Origin of the sequence: Streptomyces sp. NPDC002680, from assembly GCF_042889145.1 — a bacterium.
GTDB lineage: Bacteria > Actinomycetota > Actinomycetes > Streptomycetales > Streptomycetaceae > Streptomyces > Streptomyces adonidis.
The window spans coordinates 562,442-580,699 of record NZ_JBIAQP010000002.1; the positions used below are offsets into that span (position 1 = coordinate 562,442).

General features: G+C 70.7%; 15 protein-coding genes and 1 pseudogene. 8 read left to right on the forward strand and 8 right to left on the reverse strand.

What is annotated here, in order from left to right; genetic code table 11:
* The first annotated feature begins 26 nt into the window (after positions 1 to 26).
* The 5 genes from ACFYXF_RS09050 to ACFYXF_RS09070 all read left to right on the forward strand — a co-directional run bounded on the left by ACFYXF_RS09050 (position 27) and on the right by ACFYXF_RS09070 (position 6,252).
* Positions 27 to 947, forward strand: coding sequence for a MerR family transcriptional regulator (locus ACFYXF_RS09050; RefSeq protein ID WP_389348891.1), 921 nt, complete (start codon positions 27 to 29; stop codon positions 945 to 947).
* A gap of 41 nt (positions 948 to 988) precedes the next feature.
* A complete protein-coding gene (locus ACFYXF_RS09055) occupies positions 989 to 1,201 on the forward strand; it encodes an EF-hand domain-containing protein (protein ID WP_235479883.1) in 213 nt (70 codons plus the stop codon).
* Between the two features lie 289 nt (positions 1,202 to 1,490).
* Positions 1,491 to 2,774, forward strand: a complete 1,284-nt coding sequence (locus tag ACFYXF_RS09060) for a toll/interleukin-1 receptor domain-containing protein (RefSeq protein WP_389348892.1) — start codon at positions 1,491 to 1,493, stop codon at positions 2,772 to 2,774.
* A gap of 215 nt (positions 2,775 to 2,989) precedes the next feature.
* Positions 2,990 to 4,429 carry a TIR domain-containing protein gene (locus ACFYXF_RS09065; RefSeq protein WP_389349016.1) on the forward strand — a complete coding sequence of 480 codons (1,440 nt, stop codon included), beginning with the start codon at positions 2,990 to 2,992 and terminating at the stop codon, positions 4,427 to 4,429.
* Positions 4,426 to 6,252, forward strand: a complete 1,827-nt coding sequence (locus tag ACFYXF_RS09070; protein WP_389348893.1) for a hypothetical protein — start codon at positions 4,426 to 4,428, stop codon at positions 6,250 to 6,252. Before ACFYXF_RS09065 ends, ACFYXF_RS09070 begins: the two co-directional genes overlap by 4 nt.
* Positions 6,253 to 6,315: 63 nt before the next feature.
* Here ACFYXF_RS09070 and ACFYXF_RS09075 read toward each other — a convergent pair whose 3' ends face one another.
* The 4 genes from ACFYXF_RS09075 to ACFYXF_RS09090 form a co-directional block, all read right to left on the reverse strand.
* Positions 6,316 to 6,999 carry a Crp/Fnr family transcriptional regulator gene (locus tag ACFYXF_RS09075; RefSeq protein ID WP_389348894.1) on the reverse strand — a complete coding sequence of 228 codons (684 nt, stop codon included), beginning with the start codon at positions 6,997 to 6,999 and terminating at the stop codon, positions 6,316 to 6,318.
* A 140-nt stretch (positions 7,000 to 7,139) separates the two neighbouring features.
* The gene (locus ACFYXF_RS09080; protein ID WP_389348895.1) at positions 7,140 to 7,700 is read right to left on the reverse strand and encodes a glycoside hydrolase family 25 protein; all 561 of its coding nucleotides are present in this window, start codon (positions 7,698 to 7,700) and stop codon (positions 7,140 to 7,142) included.
* Between the two features lie 127 nt (positions 7,701 to 7,827).
* Positions 7,828 to 8,553, reverse strand: coding sequence for a hypothetical protein (locus ACFYXF_RS09085; protein WP_389348896.1), 726 nt, complete (start codon positions 8,551 to 8,553; stop codon positions 7,828 to 7,830).
* The gene (locus ACFYXF_RS09090; RefSeq protein ID WP_389348897.1) at positions 8,550 to 9,203 is read right to left on the reverse strand and encodes an RNA polymerase sigma factor; all 654 of its coding nucleotides are present in this window, start codon (positions 9,201 to 9,203) and stop codon (positions 8,550 to 8,552) included. Before ACFYXF_RS09090 ends, ACFYXF_RS09085 begins: the two co-directional genes overlap by 4 nt.
* Before the next feature lie 243 nt (positions 9,204 to 9,446).
* Between ACFYXF_RS09090 and ACFYXF_RS09095 the strand changes: the two genes are divergently transcribed.
* Positions 9,447 to 10,475: a Gfo/Idh/MocA family protein gene (locus ACFYXF_RS09095; RefSeq protein ID WP_389348898.1), complete on the forward strand. Its 1,029-nt coding sequence runs from the start codon at positions 9,447 to 9,449 to the stop codon at positions 10,473 to 10,475.
* 66 nt (positions 10,476 to 10,541) lie between these two features.
* Here the strand turns inward: ACFYXF_RS09095 and ACFYXF_RS09100 are convergent, their stop codons facing one another.
* From ACFYXF_RS09100 to ACFYXF_RS09110, 3 genes and pseudogenes are all read right to left on the reverse strand, one after another.
* Positions 10,542 to 11,561, reverse strand: a complete 1,020-nt coding sequence (locus ACFYXF_RS09100; RefSeq protein WP_389348899.1) for a Gfo/Idh/MocA family protein — start codon at positions 11,559 to 11,561, stop codon at positions 10,542 to 10,544.
* A pseudogene (locus tag ACFYXF_RS09105) lies at positions 11,558 to 11,806 on the reverse strand (dehydrogenase); the annotation flags it as partial. The gene ACFYXF_RS09100 and the pseudogene ACFYXF_RS09105, both read right to left, overlap by 4 nt.
* Positions 11,807 to 12,072: 266 nt before the next feature.
* On the reverse strand, positions 12,073 to 13,251 hold the full coding sequence (locus ACFYXF_RS09110; RefSeq protein ID WP_389348900.1) for a phytanoyl-CoA dioxygenase family protein: 1,179 nt from the start codon (positions 13,249 to 13,251) through the stop codon (positions 12,073 to 12,075).
* 121 nt (positions 13,252 to 13,372) lie between these two features.
* On the opposite strand from ACFYXF_RS09110, the gene ACFYXF_RS09115 reads away from it, so the two are divergent.
* Positions 13,373 to 14,449: a LacI family DNA-binding transcriptional regulator gene (locus ACFYXF_RS09115; protein WP_389348901.1), complete on the forward strand. Its 1,077-nt coding sequence runs from the start codon at positions 13,373 to 13,375 to the stop codon at positions 14,447 to 14,449.
* A 47-nt stretch (positions 14,450 to 14,496) separates the two neighbouring features.
* Positions 14,497 to 16,512 (forward strand): NB-ARC domain-containing protein, encoded by a 2,016-nt coding sequence (locus ACFYXF_RS09120; protein WP_389348902.1) that lies wholly within the window; start codon positions 14,497 to 14,499, stop codon positions 16,510 to 16,512.
* Here ACFYXF_RS09120 and ACFYXF_RS09125 read toward each other — a convergent pair.
* Positions 16,509 to 18,125 (reverse strand): translation initiation factor 2, encoded by a 1,617-nt coding sequence (locus tag ACFYXF_RS09125; protein ID WP_389349017.1) that lies wholly within the window; start codon positions 18,123 to 18,125, stop codon positions 16,509 to 16,511. The two genes, ACFYXF_RS09120 and ACFYXF_RS09125, sit on opposite strands and share 4 nt — an antisense overlap.
* Positions 18,126 to 18,258 lie beyond the last annotated feature (133 nt).

Here is an 18,258-nt window from a genome sequence, read left to right on the forward strand (position 1 = left end):
CCACTGGAAGGCCCAGACTCGCCAACATGATCGACGACGGCACCGGACATCTCACCATCGGCGAACTGGCCCGGGCCACCGGACTGACCGTACGGACCATCCGTTACTGGTCCGACGTGGGCGCCCTGCCGCCCGTGACCAGGTCGTCCGGCGGCTACCGGCTGTACGACGCCGGCTCCGTGGCCCGCCTCGAACTGATCCGCACCCTGCGCGAACTGGGCCTCGGCCTGGACCACGTACGCGCGGTGCTGGCCGGGGAGACGACGGTCGCGGAGGTGGCCGCCGCGCATGTGGCGGCGCTGGACGCGCAGATCCGGACGCTGAAGGTGACCCGTGCGGTGCTGTCGTCCGTGGCGAGACGCGGTTCGACCGCGGAGGAGATGACGCTCATGAACAAGCTGGCGCGGCTGTCGGCCGCCGAACGCAAGCGGATCATGGAGGAGTTCGTGGAGGAACTGTTCCACGGGCTCGACTCGGTGGATCCGGCGATCCGGGACCGGATGCGGGCCACGGCGGTGGACCTGCCGGAGGACCCGACCCCCGAGCAGGTGGACGCCTGGGTGGAACTGGCGGAGCTGGTCCAGGACCCGGAGTTCCGGGCGCAGATGCGGCAGGTCGTCGAGTTCAACGCGGCGGAGCAGGGCGGTGGCGGTGGTGCCGCCGCCGGGCGGTCCACCTGGTTCCCCATGCGGCTGGTGCAGCTGGCGGGGGAGGCCCGGGAGCGGGGAATCGCCCCCGAGGCACCGGAGGCGGAGGCGATCCTGCGGGAGGTGCTGGGGGACGGCGACCCGGCCGTCGTACTCGAACGCATGGAGTCCGCATCCAACGAACGGCTCGCCCGGTACCGGGAGTTGCTGACCACGGTGAAGGGCGCGGGACCCGCCGCCGCACACCGGGAGGAGTTCGCCTGGGTGGTCGCGGCGCTGCGCGCCCGCGTGGCCAGCTAATCTGACCCCGTCAGCAGTACGTACAGAAGGGGCGGGTCCCGGTGGCGGACATCGAGGAAGCACGCAAGCAGTTCGAGCGGATCGACACGAACGGTGACGGGTTCATCACGGCCGCCGAGTTCAAGTCCGCCCTGGCGCAGGAGGGTGACTGGAACGTCACCGAGTCCGTGGCCGAGGTCATCATCGCCTCCCGCGACCTCGACGGCGACAAGCTCCTGTCGTTCGACGAGTTCTGGACGTACCTGAACAAGTAAGCGTGTGGTGGTACGTGGTTGGGCGCCTGCCGGATTCTCGGTGGGCGCCCTTTCGCGTTCCCCCATGCCCTTCCGGGGGCGGGGTCATGGTGGATCGATGGATTCGCTCGTCCAATACGTGAATCCGTCATGGGGCTTCTTGTCTTCCGGTGTGCTGTCATGTCCGAAAAGCGGCGATGTGCCAAATCGGCCACGCTGTGCGCCAGTTGGCGTAGACGCTGCCCATGCCAGGCCTTTGCATGGAACCGTCGGAGGGCTCGTGGTCCTGCCGGAGCACAGGAGGACAGCCATGATGTCGCCGGACCCCTTCAGCTACTGGATCGTGCTGCTCGACATCGAGGACTTCAGCCTGCGCCCGGAGAACGCCCAGGCCACCCTGCACGAAGAGCTGTACGAGGTGGTCGGGTTCGCGCTCGGCCGGGCTGGACTCGGTCTCGCCGACTGCCCGGTCCAGGACCGCGGCGACGGCATGCTGATCCTGGTCCCCATCGGCACCAGCCCGACCAGGCTGCTGCGCGAACTCCAGCGCGGACTGGAGGACGCACTGCTGGCCCACCGGGCGAAGTACAACGAGAGCCACCGGATGCGGCTGCGGGTCGGCCTCAATCAAGGGCTCGTGATCCGGCAGGGCGAGCGCTGGACCGGTACGGCCATCAACGACCTGGCCCGGCTGGTCGACGCGGGCCCGGTCAAACGGGTGCTCGCCGAGGCGCGGCGGGCCCAGCTGGTGCTCGTGCTGTCGGAGAGCGTCCACACGGCGGTCGTGCTGGGCCGCTACCCGGGCATCGACCCGGCGGCCTATCTGCCGGCCGACTTCGTCACCAAGCACGGCGAACCGCGCCGCGGCTGGGTCACCGTACCCGGCTACGCGGCGCCACCAGGACTTCCCGCGGATCCGGGGGAGCCGCCCGGCGGAGCAACAGGGGGAGCTTCCGCTCAGGGCGGCACAGCGGGAAGAGCCGGCGGCGGAACCGACTCGGGGAGCCCGGTTCCGCCGCCCACGCTCAAGGCCGTCGGTCGTGACGACGTGGCGGGCGATCTGGATGCCCGGCATCCGATCCGTCGACGGCCCGCCGATGTACCCGCGGCCGAAGCGGTGGAGCCAAGGGCGGAACCGGTTGCCGGGCCCGGGGACGACCGACCCGGCGGGCAGGCCGCGTACGACGTCTTCGTGTCGTACGCGGACCCCGAGAGCGGCGCCGCGGAACGGCTGGCCTCGCGCCTTCAGGAGGCCAGCGCGTCGGTGTTCCTGGTGCGGTGGGTCGCGCCGGGGCTGGTCCCGCTGCTGGAGGCCGAACGGGCGCTGGCCGGGGCCGTGCTGGGGGTGCTCCTGTTCGGGCGTACGACGATGGACGACGTCCGGATCGCCGAGGAGTACGCGACGCTCCTCCAGCACGCACATCTGAACGGCCTGCGTTTCGTACCGGCGCCGGTCGACGACATCGCGCTCCCTGCGTTCGCCGCCATCCGGCAACCGGTGGACCTGCGCGAGCCCGGCTCCGCGCGGTACGACGCCGAGGTCGGGCGACTGGTGCGGATCGTGCGCGGGCGGCCCCCCGCGCCGGGCGTCTGACGCCTCTTGCGTCGCACCGGGGCGCACATCCGGGGACATCCGGGCACCTGCTGTCCCATGGCAGTCCCCTGGCTCACACGGATGGGTGCCGATTATCTGAAATCAGGGTGGAACGGGGTGTTCCGCCCCTATTTTGGTCGCTCCGCAGCGGACGACCCGGTTCTGCCGCAACCGGGAGATCCGACGACCGGCCGAGGAGGTCCGAGCGGTTGAACGTGTTCCTCTCCTACGCGGCCGACGACGCCGACTGGGCCAGGATGCTGGCCGAACAACTTGCCGAGCACGGGCTGTCGACGTTGCACGACCAGTGGAGCATCGAGCCGGGCAAAGTCGTGCTCCACGAGCAGGAGGCGGCCCTGCGCGCCTCCACTCACGGAATCGCCGTGATCAGCCCGGCGTCCATGCGCGACGCACTCGCCAGGGACGAGTACGCCGTGCTGGCCACCGAGGCAGCCTCGCGCGGTCTGCACTTCGTCCCTGTGCTGCTCGGGCACGTGCGCAGGCCCCCGTTCGCCGCCCACCGGGTCTGGCGGGACTTCAGCGACGTCACCGGCCAGGAGTTCGCGTCCATGGCGGCCGAACTCGCGGACGTCATCACGGGCCGCCCCCGCCCGACGGACGCCGTCCCCTCCCCGGACAACCTCGACGCCGCGAATCCCAGCCCGCCCCGGCCCCTCACACCCCCGGCGGACCCCGCCTTCGTCGTCTGCCATGCCCCCGCCGACGCCGAGTACGGCGCTCGGCTGGCCGGGCATCTGCGCTCGGCCGGGCTGCCGGTGTGGTCGACGGACGATCTCCGGCCCGGCGACGCCCAGTTCTGGACGATCAGACAGCAGCTCCGGTACGCCGTGGCAGTCGTCGTCGTGATGACTCCCCGGTCGCAGGACTCCGACGACGTCACCCGCATGATCCTGGAGGGCCAGGTGCACGGGCGGCCCTTCGTGCCCGTACTCCTCGACGGTGACGTCAACTTCCACCTGGCCGCCACCTGGCACCTGGACGCCCGCGACCACACCCTGCCCGACGCGGCGCAACTCGACCTGTTGCACCGGCTGTACGACGACGTACGGCACAGACGCCCGGTCCGGCTCCCCGAAGCGACGCACCGCGGGCCCGGCGGCCGTCGGGTGCCGGTGGTCTCCCTGACACAGTCGGCCGCTCTCGAACAGCTGCGCGCCCATCTCGCCGAGGGCGAGTACGCGCACGCCGACCTGCTGACCACCCGGCTCGTACTGGAGACGGCCGGCCGGCTCACCGAGGGCTGGCTGAGCCACCGCCGGGCCGCCGAGGTCCCGCTGGACCTGCTGGCCGGCATCGACTCACTGTGGGCCGGCTGTTCCGACGGCCGCCAGGGTTTCGGCAGACAACTCGCACTCGTCCCCGACCCGGGCCGACGGGGCGGCCTGTACTTCCTCGACCTGGGCGCGGCCCTGGGCTGGCGCGACTCGTCGGAGGAACTCGCACCCCGGCTCTACCGCGACTTCGTACGACGGTCCGCGCCGGGCCCGGAACAGCCCGGTCGGCTGGTGCGGCCCGGGTTCTTTCCCACCCTCCGGGATCCCGGGCACGAGAACATCCCCGACTGGTACGACCGTTGGAGCACGACCGTGCTGGCGATCCACGCACGGCTGCGTGAGTGGAAGGCCACCTCATGATGGAAATCCTGATCGTCCTCGTCCTCGTACTCCTGCTGGCAGCGGCCCTGTGGGCCGGCTGGGCGGGGTGCGTCCTGGTGCCCGCCGATCATGTGGGCATCGTCACCCGCCGGTTCGGCCCCTCGTATCCCGATCCCGCGTTCAAGGAGATCAACCCCGGCACCGCGAAAGGCGTACAGGCTCGCACGCTGCTCCCGGGCGGCCTCCACTGGCTCACACCGATGCTGCACCGCGTGGAATACGTGCCCCGCGTACACGTTCCGGCGGGGATGATCGGCCTGGTCAGGGCAAGGGAGGGACGCGACCTGACCGACGGCCGCACCCTGGGCCGGCACATCGAGTGCGACAACTTCCGGGACGGCGAGGCATTCCTTCTCGGCGGCGGCGAACAGGGTGTCCAGGTGACGACGCTGGCAGGTGGCCAGTCGTACTACATCAACACCCGGCTGTTCGAGGTCGAGACGCGTCCGCGCACCGAGGTGCCGTTGGGCACGGTGGGTCTGGTGCGGGCCAGGGAGGGGGCCGTCCGGCCGCCGGAGCGGCGGTTCGGCCGCCATGTCGAGTGCAACAGCTTCCAGGACGGCCAGGCTTTCCTGTCCGGCGGCGGCGAACAGGGCAAGCAGCTCGCCATCCTGGGTGGCGGGACCTCCTACGCCATCAACCCGGAGCTGTTCGAGGTCATCACGGTCGACACCGTGGGCTCCTCGCGAGAGGGGCTGACCGCGGCCCATCTCCGGGAGGTCGCCATCAGCGAGGGCTACACCGGAGTGGTCGTCACCCTTGACGGGGCCGAACCCCCGCAGGACGCGGAGTCCGGCACGGTGGCCCCGCGGGTGGCGGGACACAGCAGCTTCCGCCGGCCCTGGGCCTTCCTGGCGAACGGGGGGCAGCGCGGCATCCAGGAGGAGACCCTGGGCCAGGGCACGACGTACGCGCTCAACCCGTGGTTCGTCCGCGTGATGCTCATCCCGACCCGGGTGCTGATCCTCACCTGGCAGAACAAGCAGGGCGCAGAGACCGACAACTACGACGCGGACCTCGGGCCGATCGTCGTCAACGTCCAGGGTTTCGACCTGGCGGTGACGCTCTCGCAGAACCTGCAGATCCCGCCGCGCGTGGCACCCAGGCTGGTCAGCCAGTTCGGCAACGACAGCGACTCCGACCTGGGCGGCCTCGTGAACGACCGGGCCCCCATGAAGCGGTTCGTGCGGGACGTCCTCGGACTGACCGTCGCCGGGTACTTCGCCCAGATCGCCATGACCAGCTCGGTGCTGGACTTCCTCGCCAGTTACCAGGACGTCCGCAAGGAACTCACCGACCGGGTCATGCACGCGCTGGAGAAGTGGGAACTCGGCATGCTGGGCGGCACTCTCGGCAGCTTCACCCCCACGGACCCCGTCCTCCTCGAACGCCTCAAGGAGAAGTTCTACGAGGAGATGCGCGGCGAAAACCTCGGAGTGAGCCTGGAGAACGCCAAGTTGGAGGACCTGATCGACGAGTACCGGGTGCGGCAGGAAGCCCGGCGGGTCGCCCTCGAACTCAAGGAGGAGGTGGCTCTGCTGGGCCCGGACAACGTGGCGATGATCCGCATCGTCCGGGAGTTCGCCAAGTTCGACGTTCCCGAGTACATCGGCGGCGGCGACATCAGCGCCCTCGTCCAGGCCCTGCCGATGGCCGCGATGCAGGACATGCTCTCCCGGCTGCGCGACCTGCGCACGGGTCAGGGGGTCGCGGCCGCCCCGCGCAGGGAGGAACTGACGGAGAGCGGGACGGAGATGATCGACGGGGACGACGAGGAGGAGGAAGAGTACGACGAGGTCTGAGCGGACGTCACAGGTGCACGTGAAATCCCTCGTGCAGGGCGGAACTTCCGGCGCCCCGGTCGGTCACCCCCCGAACGCCTGCCCCTTCAGCTGATCGACCGACCGGATCAGCAACGACTGACGCCCCGTCACGATCCAGCCCCGGCCCCGCCATTGCTCCAGCACCCGGCTCACCGTACGGCGTGAGCTGAGCACCAGCCCCGCCAGGTCGTCCTGGGAGAGGGGCAGGGTGATGCGTACGCCGGTGCCGTCCGGGTCGGGATGCCCGCAGCGTTCGGCCAGGTCGAGGAGGAGGGCGGCGAGACGCACCGGGACCGGTTCGGTGATGCCGGTGCGCTGGACGTCGGCCTCGCGCAGCCGCCCGGACAAGGTCTGCTCCAGCGCCGCCGACACTCCCGCGCTGGCCCGGGCCAGCGCCTGGAAACGGGCGGCCGGCAGCTGCAGCAGGTCGACCGTCGTCGCCGTGAGCAGCGAGGCCGAGCGGCGCCTGCGCTCCAACCCCGCCTGCTCACCGAGGAGTTCACCGGGACCGCGCAGGGCGAGCAGGGCGCGGTAGCCGGCGTGGGACTGGGCGACGACCTTGACCCAGCCGCGCAGCAGCACGACCAGATGGTCGGAGTCCTCGCCCTGTGCCAGGAACTGCTCGTCGGCGGGCAGCGACACCCGGCTCGCCACCCGGAGCAGCGCGTCCCGCTCGGCGGGCGCCAGCGCCGCCCAGAAGGTGGCCGGACGGCGACCACCGTTCACGATGTGCCCGTCTCGGCCATGGGACGCCCCCGGTCCAGGTGTGCGGCTGTGCCGAGGATATGTCGGCCGTCACCCGTCAGTCGATGAGCCCGTCAGCCGGTGAGCCCTTCGGTCGACGAACCCGTCGGTGGACGGACCCGTCACTTGAAGTCCGCCCACTCCTGAAGCGCCTTCTTGGTCGCGAAGTCGCCGACGTTCGTGTCGACCGGGTCGTCGGTGTACTGGTGGAAGAGCCACTTCGCCTGGATACGGGGCTCACCGGCCGTCACGTAGTCGGCGATCCACAGTCCGTCGCCCGCGTAGGAGGTCGTGTCGACGTTCAGCCAGTAGTTCCGGTTGCAGTAGAGGACGACCCGGCAGTCCGGCCGCAGCTCCTTCACCTTGCGGATGAAGGTGTCCTTCTCCGCGTTCGACGCGTGGGTGCCGTCGCCCGTCGTCTCCCAGTCGACGGCGAGGATGTCGGCGTTCCCCCGCTCCGGGGCCTGGCTGACGAAGTACTCCGCCTGGGCGGTCAGGTTGCCGGGCCAGAGGAAGTGGTAGAAGCCGACCACGCAGCCGGCGTCGCGGGCCCGCTTCGTCTGGGCGGTCAGCTTCGGGTTGACGTACGTACGGCCCTCCGTCGCCTTGATGAAGACGAAGGAGAGACCGTCCGTGTCGTAGGCGTCGGACTGGTACGCGCTCACGTCGATGCCGCGCAGCATGCGGTGCTCCCTGAAGTGCGGGTGGGGGGACAGGAGTTGATGTGCTCCCCACCTTTGCACAAGTGATTCCACGGGCACATGCGATTGGCCTGCACGGGTTCTTCTGACGGGTTCTTCCAGGGGCGCATCACGAGGACTTGCACGGTTTGACCGGGCCCTTGATGAACTTGTCGCTGTAGAAGGTCGGCTGCGTCGTGCCGGACCCCTTCGGGGCGGGCTCGGGCTCGTGCACCGTGAGCAGATACGTGTCCGAGTGCGTCATGACGTACCTGTAGTCCCAGTCGCCGTCACCGGTCTTCTCCGGCTTCAGCACCTCTCCCCGGTCCTGCCCGCAGATCTTGTCCCAGGGGAAGTTCTCGACGACCGCGGTGAAGCCGGCCGCCCGGATCTTGGCCGTCATCTCCTTGAAGTGCGCCGCGTCCCCGTTGCTCCACATGCTGAGCTCCTTGAGGTAGATGGTCAGCGTGCCGTTCGCGTTCTTCTTCACCGCGTAGCCGGCCGGGACCGCGTCGGTCTTCTTCCCGGTCCCGGTTCCCGTCCCCGTGTCCTTCTCGGTCCCCTGTTCGGTCCCGTTCTCGGCCTTCTTCCCGCTCTCCGTCCCGCTGTCCGACCCGCCCGGCAGTGCCACCGTCACGCCCGCCGCGACCGCTGCCGCCGCCAGCCCCATCGCCAGCCGCTGCCCCACCCGGCGCCCGCGCCCGTCGGTACGCTGTCCCGCCAACGTCCGCAAACCGCGCATCAGATGTTCCTCCCGCTGAACCTGTCGGCCCTCGGGGAAGTCCCGTTCGGCCGGCACGGCCAGCAGCCGGCGCAGCTCTCGCACGTCTCCGTCCTGCTCATGGTCCCTGCTCACCACGGTCCCTCTCCCTTCCCACTGCTCGGCCGGACCGCCTCGTGGCGGTCACCTGTCTGCTGCCGCCGCGCAGCCGCGGGTTCCAGGTCCTGCCCAAGATTTTTCAGCGCCAGCTTCTCCAGCCGGCGGCGCGCCCGCGACAGCCGGGAACGGACGGTGCCCACCGGTATCCCCAGCGCCTCGGCGGTCGCGGCGTAGTCAAGACCCGCCCACACGCACAGCGCCAGCACCTCGCGGTCCGGCCGCGACAACTGGTCAAGTGCCTTGCGCACCGCGGCTATCCGCTGCTGGTCCTCCAGCCGGCCGACCACCTCGTCGGCGAAGTCCGGCAACAGGCCGGGCGGAGGCATGCGTTCCATGAGGGCCCGGTGCCGCCGGGCCGTCCGTCTGCGGTGGTGCACCACGTTGGTGGCGATCCCCAGCAGCCACGGCAGCAGACTGCCGCCGTCCGGCTCGACCTTCTCCCGCATCCGCCAGGTTTCGAGGAACGTCAGCGAGACGCAGTCCTCGGCGACCGACCAGTCCCCGGTCAGGCGGAAACAGTGGTTGTACACAGCCCGCCCGTGCTCCTGGAAGAGCACGCGGAAGGAGTTCTCGTCGCCCGCGCGTATGCGGGCCCGGAAGGGTGGTTCCATAACTGGCTCTGCCATCCGGTGACCGACGGGTTCCATGTGATGTCGATCACTCAACAGCAATTCCAAACCCACTCCAAACCCACTCCAATCCCGCGGGAGGGGTTCTGACCCTAGTGCACCGGTGGCACGGATGATGGACAAATGATGGGTTCGATGACGCGACAATGATGGATTACCGCTCTTCAGAAACGCCCCGCGGCCCACCTACCGTTACTCCTGGGCCGACCGACCCCCACCAGCACTGGAGACCTCACGAACATGCCACCTCAGCGAGCACTGGGTGTTGCCGTCGTCGGCACCGGCAAGATGGGCGCGGACCACGTACGCAGGCTCCACGACGTCATCAGCGGCGCACGCGTGACAGCCGTCGTCGACATCGAGGCGGAGCGCGCCAAGACGCTCGCGGACGCCATCGAGGGCTGCACCGCGTACACCGAACCGGCGGCGGCCATGGCCGCGCGGGACGTGGACGCCGTACTCATCGCCTCCCCGGGACCCGCCCACGAGGCCGCCCTGCTCGAAGCGCTCGGCCGTGATCTGCCCGTCCTGTGCGAGAAGCCGCTCACCCCCGACGCGGCCTCCGCCCTGCGCGTCCTGGAGGCCGAGCAGCGGCTCGGACACCGGCGCGTCCAGGTCGGCTTCATGCGGCGGTACGACGCCGAGTACATGAGGCTGAAGCGGCTCCTCGACAGCGGGGAACTGGGCAGGACCCTGATGCTGCACCACCGGCACCGGAATCTGTCCATGCCGCCGTGGTTCACCAACGAGATGCTCATCAACGACTCGGTGGTGCACGAGATGGACGTGACGCGCTGGCTCCTCGATCAGGAGATCACCGCGGTCACCGTGCACAAGCCGGCCCCGACGGCACATGCCCCGGCCGGGATGAACGACCCCCAATTCGTCCTCTTCGAGACCGAGTTGGGCGCCCTGGTCGACGTCGAGATCTTCGGCCACTGCGGCTACGGCTACCAGGTGCACGCCGAAGCGGTCTGCGAGCGGGGCACCGTACGCATCGGCGACGAGCCCGGGCCGCGCGTGAGCGCCGACGGCCGCTGGGGCGGACGTATCACGCCGGACTACGTCGAGCGCTTCGAGGACGCCTACGACCGCGAGGTCCAGGCCTGGGTGGACGCCACCCGGAGCGGCGGGATCACCGGCCCCAGCGTCTGGGACGGCTACGCCGCCGCGGCCGTCTGCGAGGCGGGCGTGCTCTCCCAGCGGGACGAGCGGAAGGGGCACCGCGTCGAGGTCGAGCTGATCGAGCGACCGGCCCTCTACCGGTAGACGGCACACGGCAGTTGGGGCGGCACCCGACGGGTACCGCAGGTACCGCCCCCAACTGCCGCTCCCTCAGCCGACGTTCGGCAGGACCGTACGCGGCCGGACCGGGAATCCGGCCGCCCGGTAGCAGTCGTCGATGAGCCGCATCGTGGTCAGCGCGTCGTCCGCGTCGAGCGCCGGCCGTACCCCGTGCCTCAACCGGGCGGCGAACGCCTCCAGTTGGTAGGTGTACGAGGACCGGCGGCCGAGTTCCTCCGTGCGCTCACCGGCGGCCGTACGGACGACGACCCGGTCGTCCAGATGGGGCTGTACGAAGTTCACCGCCGTGGCCTCACCGAGCGAACCCACGACACGGCAGCTCATCTGCCAGCTGTCGTGGGCCATGTGACAGCGGGCGCTGCCCGTCGCGCCGTCCGGGAACTCCAGATCGGCGTCCAGCCACTCGTCGACCCCCGAGGCCCCCGCCTTCGCACCGCCGCGCGCGCCGACCAGCCGGGGCGCCCCGCCCGCCCAGGGCGCGAGGACGCGCTGGGCGTGCAGGCTGTAGCAGCCGAGGTCCATCAGCGCGCCGCCCGCCAGTGGGAGCGACCACCGTACGTCGCTGTCCGGCGGCGCGGGCATGGCGACCACGGTCTCGACATGCCGGAGCTCGCCCAACTCCCCACTGCCCAGCAGTTCGTGCAGACGCCGGGTGACCGGGTGGAACAGATAGTGGAAGCCCTCCATGAACACCGTGCCCGCCTTGGCGACGGCGTCGCGGACCTCGGCCGCCTCCGCCGCGTTGCTCGCCGACGGCTTCTCGGTCAGGACGTGCTTGCCGGCCCGCAGCGCGGCCAGGTTCCACGGCCCGTGCAGGCTGTTGGCGAGGGGGTTGTAGACGACCTCGACCTCCGGGTCGGCGATCAGGTCGGCGTAGGAGCCGACCACCCGCTCCACGCCGTGCGCGGCGGCGAAGGCCTCGGCCCGGCCACGGTCGCGGGCGGCCACCGCGACGAGCCGGTGACCGGTCGCACGCGCCGGCCCGACGATCGACAGCTCGGCGATCCGGGCCGCGCCCAGGACCCCGATGCGCAGGGGTTCGTCCGTCACGACTCGCGCACCTCGTCCAGTCGTACGGGCCGCTGCTCACGCGGCGACAGGGCGCACGCCTCGACGGCGTCCGCGACCGTGCGGGGGAAGGTCCGACTCCCCGCCGCCACCCCGATGCCGTCCTGCATCCCGTGCGGTTCCAGACGTACGTCGTAACCGCGGTTGTCGTGGCGGGAGTTGGCGACGACGGCGATGCCGCCGTCGACGAGGGCGGGCAGGGCGGACGCCGTGTGGACATCGCCCGCCGCACAGTCGACACGCCCGTGGGCGTCGACGGCCCGTACGGCGCTGTAGCGTGCCCGCTCCGGATCGGACAGCTCCGGCCGTACGAAGTGCGCGCCCGTGTCCGCGGCGAGCTTCTCGCCGACGTCGCTCCGGCGGCCGGTGAAGACGACGGTCGCGCCTTCCCGTACGGCCGCCCGCACGACGCCCTGGCTGCCGTTGTCGCCGAGGACGACCATGTCTTCGAGCGGCGGGATCTCAAGCAGTCCCATGAACAGTGGTGTCCCTTTCAGCTTCGGCGGCGTTCTGCGGCCGCCCGCAGTTCCTGGCGCAGTCGCCCGGGGTCCCAGTCCTCGGCGACGGCCTGCCGGACGGTGTCCGCCTGGGAGGGCGGCGCGAGACCCTTGACCGGCGGGTCGAGATCGAGATCGGTGGGGAACGCGTACCCCTCGGCGGTGGCCGCGACCACGCGGCGCAGCCAGTCATCCGAGACGCCCTCGGCCTTGCGGCGCAGCAGCACCGGGAACAGCGCGTTCACCATCGCCTCGCGGTCCACCGTCTCCATGGCCCGCCCGAAGGCGGAGGAGATCTGCAGCAGGTTCGCCATACGCCGGATGCCGGCCGAGCGGTTGTGCCCGGCGGCGTGGAAGAGCGCCGGGTTGAAGAAGACGGCGTCGCCCTTCTCCAGCGGGAGCTGGACGCGGTGGGCGTCGAAGTACGCGACGAACTCCGGCAGCCGCCAGGCGAGATAGCCGGGCTCGAACTTCTGCGAGTGCGGGAGATAGAGCGTCGGGCCGGACTCCACGGGCATGTCGCAGTGGGCCACAGCGCCCTGCAGCGTGAGCACCGGGGAGAGCCGGTGGACGTGGGCGGGATAGGCCGCCGCCTGCTCCTGGGAGAGGAACCCGAGATGGTAGTCACGGTGGACGCTCTGCGCCGCGCCGCCCGGGTTCACCACGTTGACCTGCGAGGTCACCTGGTAGGCCGGGCCGAGCCAGGCCTCGGCGACCAGCTCCAGGATGTCGTTGGCGTAGTAGTCGGCGAACACCTCCGGCGCCCGTACGGCCACCTTGTCCAGGGCGTTCCACACCCGGTCGTTCGCGCCCGGCCTGGCGAAGTGGTCACCACGGGCCGTGCCGCTCGCGCGCTCCTCCTCGATCAGCGCACGAAAGGCCCCGGACGCCGCGTCCACGACGGCCGCGTCCGGGAAGGCACCCTTGAGGACCACGATGCCGGGCCCGTCGAGCAGCGCCCGCACCAGTTCGCTCTGTACGTCGCGACGCCCCTCGGCGGTGACCGCGAGGCCGCGGAGCCGATCACTGTCGTACAGCGGGACGTTCTGTTCGACGCGCTCGGCCGAGGGATGGTCGGCGGGGTCGGTGGTCTGCTCCACGAGTGAGCGGAACACATCGAGATCGCAGTCGGCCTCGGTCAGCCAAGTCCGCGCTCCCACGGCTGGGGGAGACATCAGGGTCCTTTCGCAGTCCGTGCGTTTCTGCCAGTCTTGAGAACCCGAACCCATCATTCAATGCTTCTCATCGCATCAAAAGTCCATCATCGGTTTTCATCATCGCTCCTTGGGACCAGTCATGCGACACCGCTACCCGATCAGGGAAATCGCCAGGCAGGCCGGGCTGAGCACGGCCACGGTCGACCGCGTCCTCAACCAGCGGGGCAACGTGACGGAGAGCACCGTCAGGGAGGTGCATGAAGCCATCAACGACCTGGACCGCCAGCAGAGCCAGGTCCGGCTCGGCGGCCGCACCTTCATGATCGACATCGTGATGCAGACCCCGGAGCGGTTCTCCACCGCCGTACGGGAGGCGCTCGAAGCCGAACTGCCCTCCCTGCACCCCGCGCACGTCCGCTCACGCTTCCACTTCCGCGAGACCTGCTCTCCCGCCGAACTGGTCGGAACCCTGGAGAAGATCGCGAAGCGCGGTACACAGGGCGTGATCCTCAAGGCCCCCGACGAGCCGGAGATCGCGGCGGCGGTCGGCCGGCTGGTCGCGGCCGGCATCCCCGTCGTCACCCTGGTGACCGACCTGCCCCACAGCGCCCGCCTGGCGTACGTCGGCATCGACAACCGCGCGGCCGGCGCCACCGCCGCCTACCTCCTGGGCCAGTGGCTGGGCAGCCGGCCCGGCAACGTGCTCACCACCATCAGCCGGGGCTCCTTCCGGGGCGAGGAGGAACGCGAGATGGGCTTCCGCAGCGCGATGCGCCTCGCCGACCCCCGACGGTCCCTGGTGGAGGTCACCGACAGCGACGGCCTCGACGCCACCCAGCACGATCTGGTCCTGGAGGCGCTCAAGCGGGACGAGGACATCATCGCCGTCTACTCCGCGGGCGGCGGCAACCTCGCCACCCTCGACGCCTTCGACGCGCTCGGCCGGGAGTGCGCGGTGTTCATCGCCCACGACCTCGACCACGACAACACCCGTCTGCTGCGCGAGCGCCGTCTCTCCGCGGTTCTCCACCACGACCTGCGCCAGGACATGCGCCGCGCCTGCCAGGTCGTCATGCGCGCCCACAAGGCACTCCCGGACGACGGCCCGTCACTGCCCTCGGCGATCCAGGTGGTCACACCGTTCAACCTGCCACCGGGGGTTCCGGCGGTGCCGAGGGTGGGGGACACCGGGCGTGAAAGTCTCTACAGTGCATGATCGTCGGGCAGTGCGGGCAAAGCGCCACGGATGACCGAGGGGGCTGTGTGAGGGTCGAACTTCCGCCGGAGCGGCTGAACTTCGTCAACCGGGACGAGGAGCAGGACCGTGCCCTGCGTGCCGTGACGGGGTGGCGGAGCCGTTCCCGTCCGCCCGTCCTGGGGCTGCGCGCGCCGACCGGCCTGGGCAAGACGGAGCTGGCCGTCCGGATCGCCCGCAATCTGTGCGACCGCTTCTCCTTCACCGATGTGCTGTCCGTCGACCTCGACGACTTCCGGGTGGGCGGCGCTGTGGACCCCGGTGATGTGCTCTCCCGGCTGCTGACGTCCCTCGACGTGGCGTCGGACAGGGTGGAGCACCAGTTCGCGGCCCGCTGCGCGCAGTACCGGCGCAGGACCTCCGACGCGAAACTGATCCTCCTGCTGGACAACGTGCGCTACGCCTCGGATGTCGTCCCCCTGCTTCCGGCGTCGGGCGACAGCGTGGTGATCGTCACGAGTCACGGCCCGCTCCACGAGTTCGAGGCCGGCGCCGTGGTGGATCTGCCGCTGCTGCCACTGGACGAGCGGGCGGCCACAGAACTGCTGGAGCTGATCGTCCAGGACCGTCGGCTGGCCGCCGACCCGGAGGCCGTACGGGCGGTGGTCCGGCTGTGCGACGGCCTTCCCGCGGCGCTGCACGTGGCGGGACAGCTGGTGCGCGCACAGCGGATGCGTCCGCTCTCCCGTCTGCTCGCCGAATTCCAGGCGGAGTTGGACGAGAAGGGGGTCTCCGAAGTGGAACACCTCTGGGACACGGCCTACGCCGAACTGTCCCGTCCGGCCGCCCTGCTCTACCGGCTGCTTCCGCACCATCCCGGTGAGACGTTCACGCTCCACTCCGCCACCGCGCTGTCGGGACTCGGAGCGGAGGACTGCCAGGACGCCCTGGAGGAACTGAACCGGGCCGGATTACTGGACCTGCGCCTGCTGTCGCTGACGGAGGCCGGCCAGATGAGGCTCCTGGGACCGCTGCGCGCACACGCGCTGCGCCGGTCCCGCCGGGAGACGACGGACGATGAGGTGGCCGAGGCGCAGACGAGGCTGCTGCGCTGGTTCGTACGACAGGCTCAGCTGGCCGATCGGTTCGCCGCGGGCCGTCGGCTGACCGTGGTGGATCTTCTCGATCCTGTTCCCGGTGTGCCGGACGCTCCGCTGGAGGATCCGAAGGCGACAGAGGACGAGCGGGTCCGGGCCCAACGCGCCGAACGCGCGGCCCACTGGCTGGACGAGGAACGCCATGTGCTGTTCGCGTGCTCGCGCCTGGCCCACGCCCGGGGCATGGACACCGAGGTCGTGGCCCTGTCGGAGCCCATGTGGACGCACGCCCTGGACCATCCCCACCAGTCCGAGGCGATGAAGGTCTTCCGGCGCGCGGTCGACTCGGCGGTCCGACACGCGGGGAACGCGTCATGGCTGGTGCGCACACGATGCCAACTGGCCAGGCAGCTGTGGGAGTCGGAGGAACTGGACGAGGCTCAGGTCCAGATCGACCGCGCGATGGCCGCCGTCGATCTGCTGGGGCACTCGGACCAGGAGCGCAAGCTCGCCGCGTCGGCCGTCGAGCACCGAGGCATGCTCAAGGGCGCACGGGGAGACTGGAGTGCCGCCCTGGCCGACTTCGCGGGCTCCCGGGACATGCACCGGGCGATCGGCAACACCTACGGCGTCCTGCTCCAGACCTACCGGATGGGTGAGGCGAGCGCGAAGGCGGACGACCTGGAGACGGCACGCGATCTGCTGTCCGAGGCGCACGCCGGGTTCGTGGCGCAGGAGCGGGAGAGGCTGATCGGACGTTCGGCGTTCCTCCTCGCCGGTGTCCTGCACCGCCTCGGCCGGACCGGCGAGGCCCGTGAACTGTACGAGGGGGCACTCGGGCGGGCCGACCGGCGGCGCGCGGGCTTCGATCTGGCCCGCGTGCACGACGCGCTCGCCGAACTGGACACAGCCGAGGGGCACTTGTCGGCGGCCGAGGCCCACCGCACGACGGCCCGGACTCTCCGGCGGCGCGACGGTCTGGTCTAGATCACCTGGGTCGCTTCGCTGTCGGTGGCCGGCCGCAGGGTGACGCGGAAGGCCCGTTCTCCGACGAGGCAGTCCAGCACGATGCCGCTGTCCGGGACGGGCTTGGCGGAGACCAGCCGGGCGTGTACGGCCGACAGCGCGACGGCCGGGTCGATCCGTACGACCCGGCCTCCTTCGGAGCACGGCTCGACCTGGACGGCGTACGTCCGCTCATGACCGCGGAATCCGAGCAGGCACCCACCGGACGGCAGCAGCGCCGCGGCGGAACGGCAGCCAGGGTAGGAGGACAGGGCGTGCCGGATCCAGCCGTCGGCGGTCCAGGCCAGGTCCACGGGGGCCGCGGACGCCGGGAGCGGGCGGCGGTACAACAGGCCTGCGGAACGGGCGAGTTGTTCACCGGCGGCACCGTGCTCGACGGCCAGGTGGTGGCCCGGCGGCCCGGTGCCGGCCGGGTGCCGGGTGATACGGGTGCCGGTCGCGGTGGTCGCGACGTGGACGTCGAAGGCTGTGGGTATCCGCACGGCGGGTGCGGGCAGCGGCAGCAGCCGGGGGGTGACGTGATGCGGGGGTGGCGCGAGACCGAGCAGGATGTACATCTCGGTTCGCAGCAGGTCCATGGCATCGCCGGGAGGCGCGAACGCGGCCTGGGCGGCGGCGTGCCCGAGACCCGGCCGGTACGCCCGCAGGGCGTCGGTGATGTTCTCGGCGCGTCCCAACTGCGGTATTCGGGCGATGAGTTCGCCCATGGGGCTGTCGCGGATCAGTTCGCCGCCGCCTCGGTGGACACTCACGACGGGGCGGTCCTCGGCGGCGCAGTAGTACAGGGCGGAGGATCCGTGGTCGGTCACCAGGGCATCGGCGGCGATCAGGACGGAGGCCCACTCCTCGTGCGGGTCCGGCAGGATCATGCCCGCGTCGAGGGCGGGGGCGAGGCGTTCGGTCAGTTCGTACGTCCCGAGCAGGCTGCGCTCGTTGGGGTGGACCACGAGCGCCAACTGGTATTCGTCGTGGGGTAGTTGGGCCGCGAGCCGGGCGGGCAGCCCGGGGTGTCGCCGGATGAGGGACTCCTTCCCCCAGGTGGAGACGAGGACGATCAGTGTGCGGGCTCCGGTGCCCAACGCCGCGCGGTAGCGGTCACGCAGGGATGTCGAAGCGAGGACACGCTCCAGGGTGAGATCGCCGATCACCTTCGCGTGCCGGGCGGCCCGCGGATCCGTGGCGGCGAGCTTGGCGACCTGATCGGGATGGGCCAGGGCGTGCAGCGCGAGCGGTGCGTCCTCGTGCTCGGCCTGCCGCAGATACGTCGGGTCCAGTCCGGACGCCGAGTCGGCCGAACCCTCGCCGGGGATCGACTTGTTGAAGCCCGCGCCGTGCGGCAGGAGGACACGCGGGCCGCGCAGCAGCCTCAGGTCGCCCTTCGGGCTCGCGGCCACGACCAGGTCGTACGTCCTACCGCACGCTTCGGTCCACGGCACCGTGCGGCCGCCGAGGGCGTCGATCGCGGCGAGAGCGTCGACACCGAAGTCGGACCCCGGAACGAGGGTGAACAGGCGGGTGATCCGGTCGTCACCGGAGAAAACGGGAAGAACATCGAGCAGCCGATAGAGAGCCACCGCCGACCGAGCCGCGAACAGAACAGTCCGCCCGTCGCCCGTCGCCCGTCGCCCGTCGCCCGTCGCCCGTCGCCCGTCGCCCGTCGCCCGTCGCCCGTCGCCCGTCGCCCGTCGCCCGTCGCCCGTCGCCACG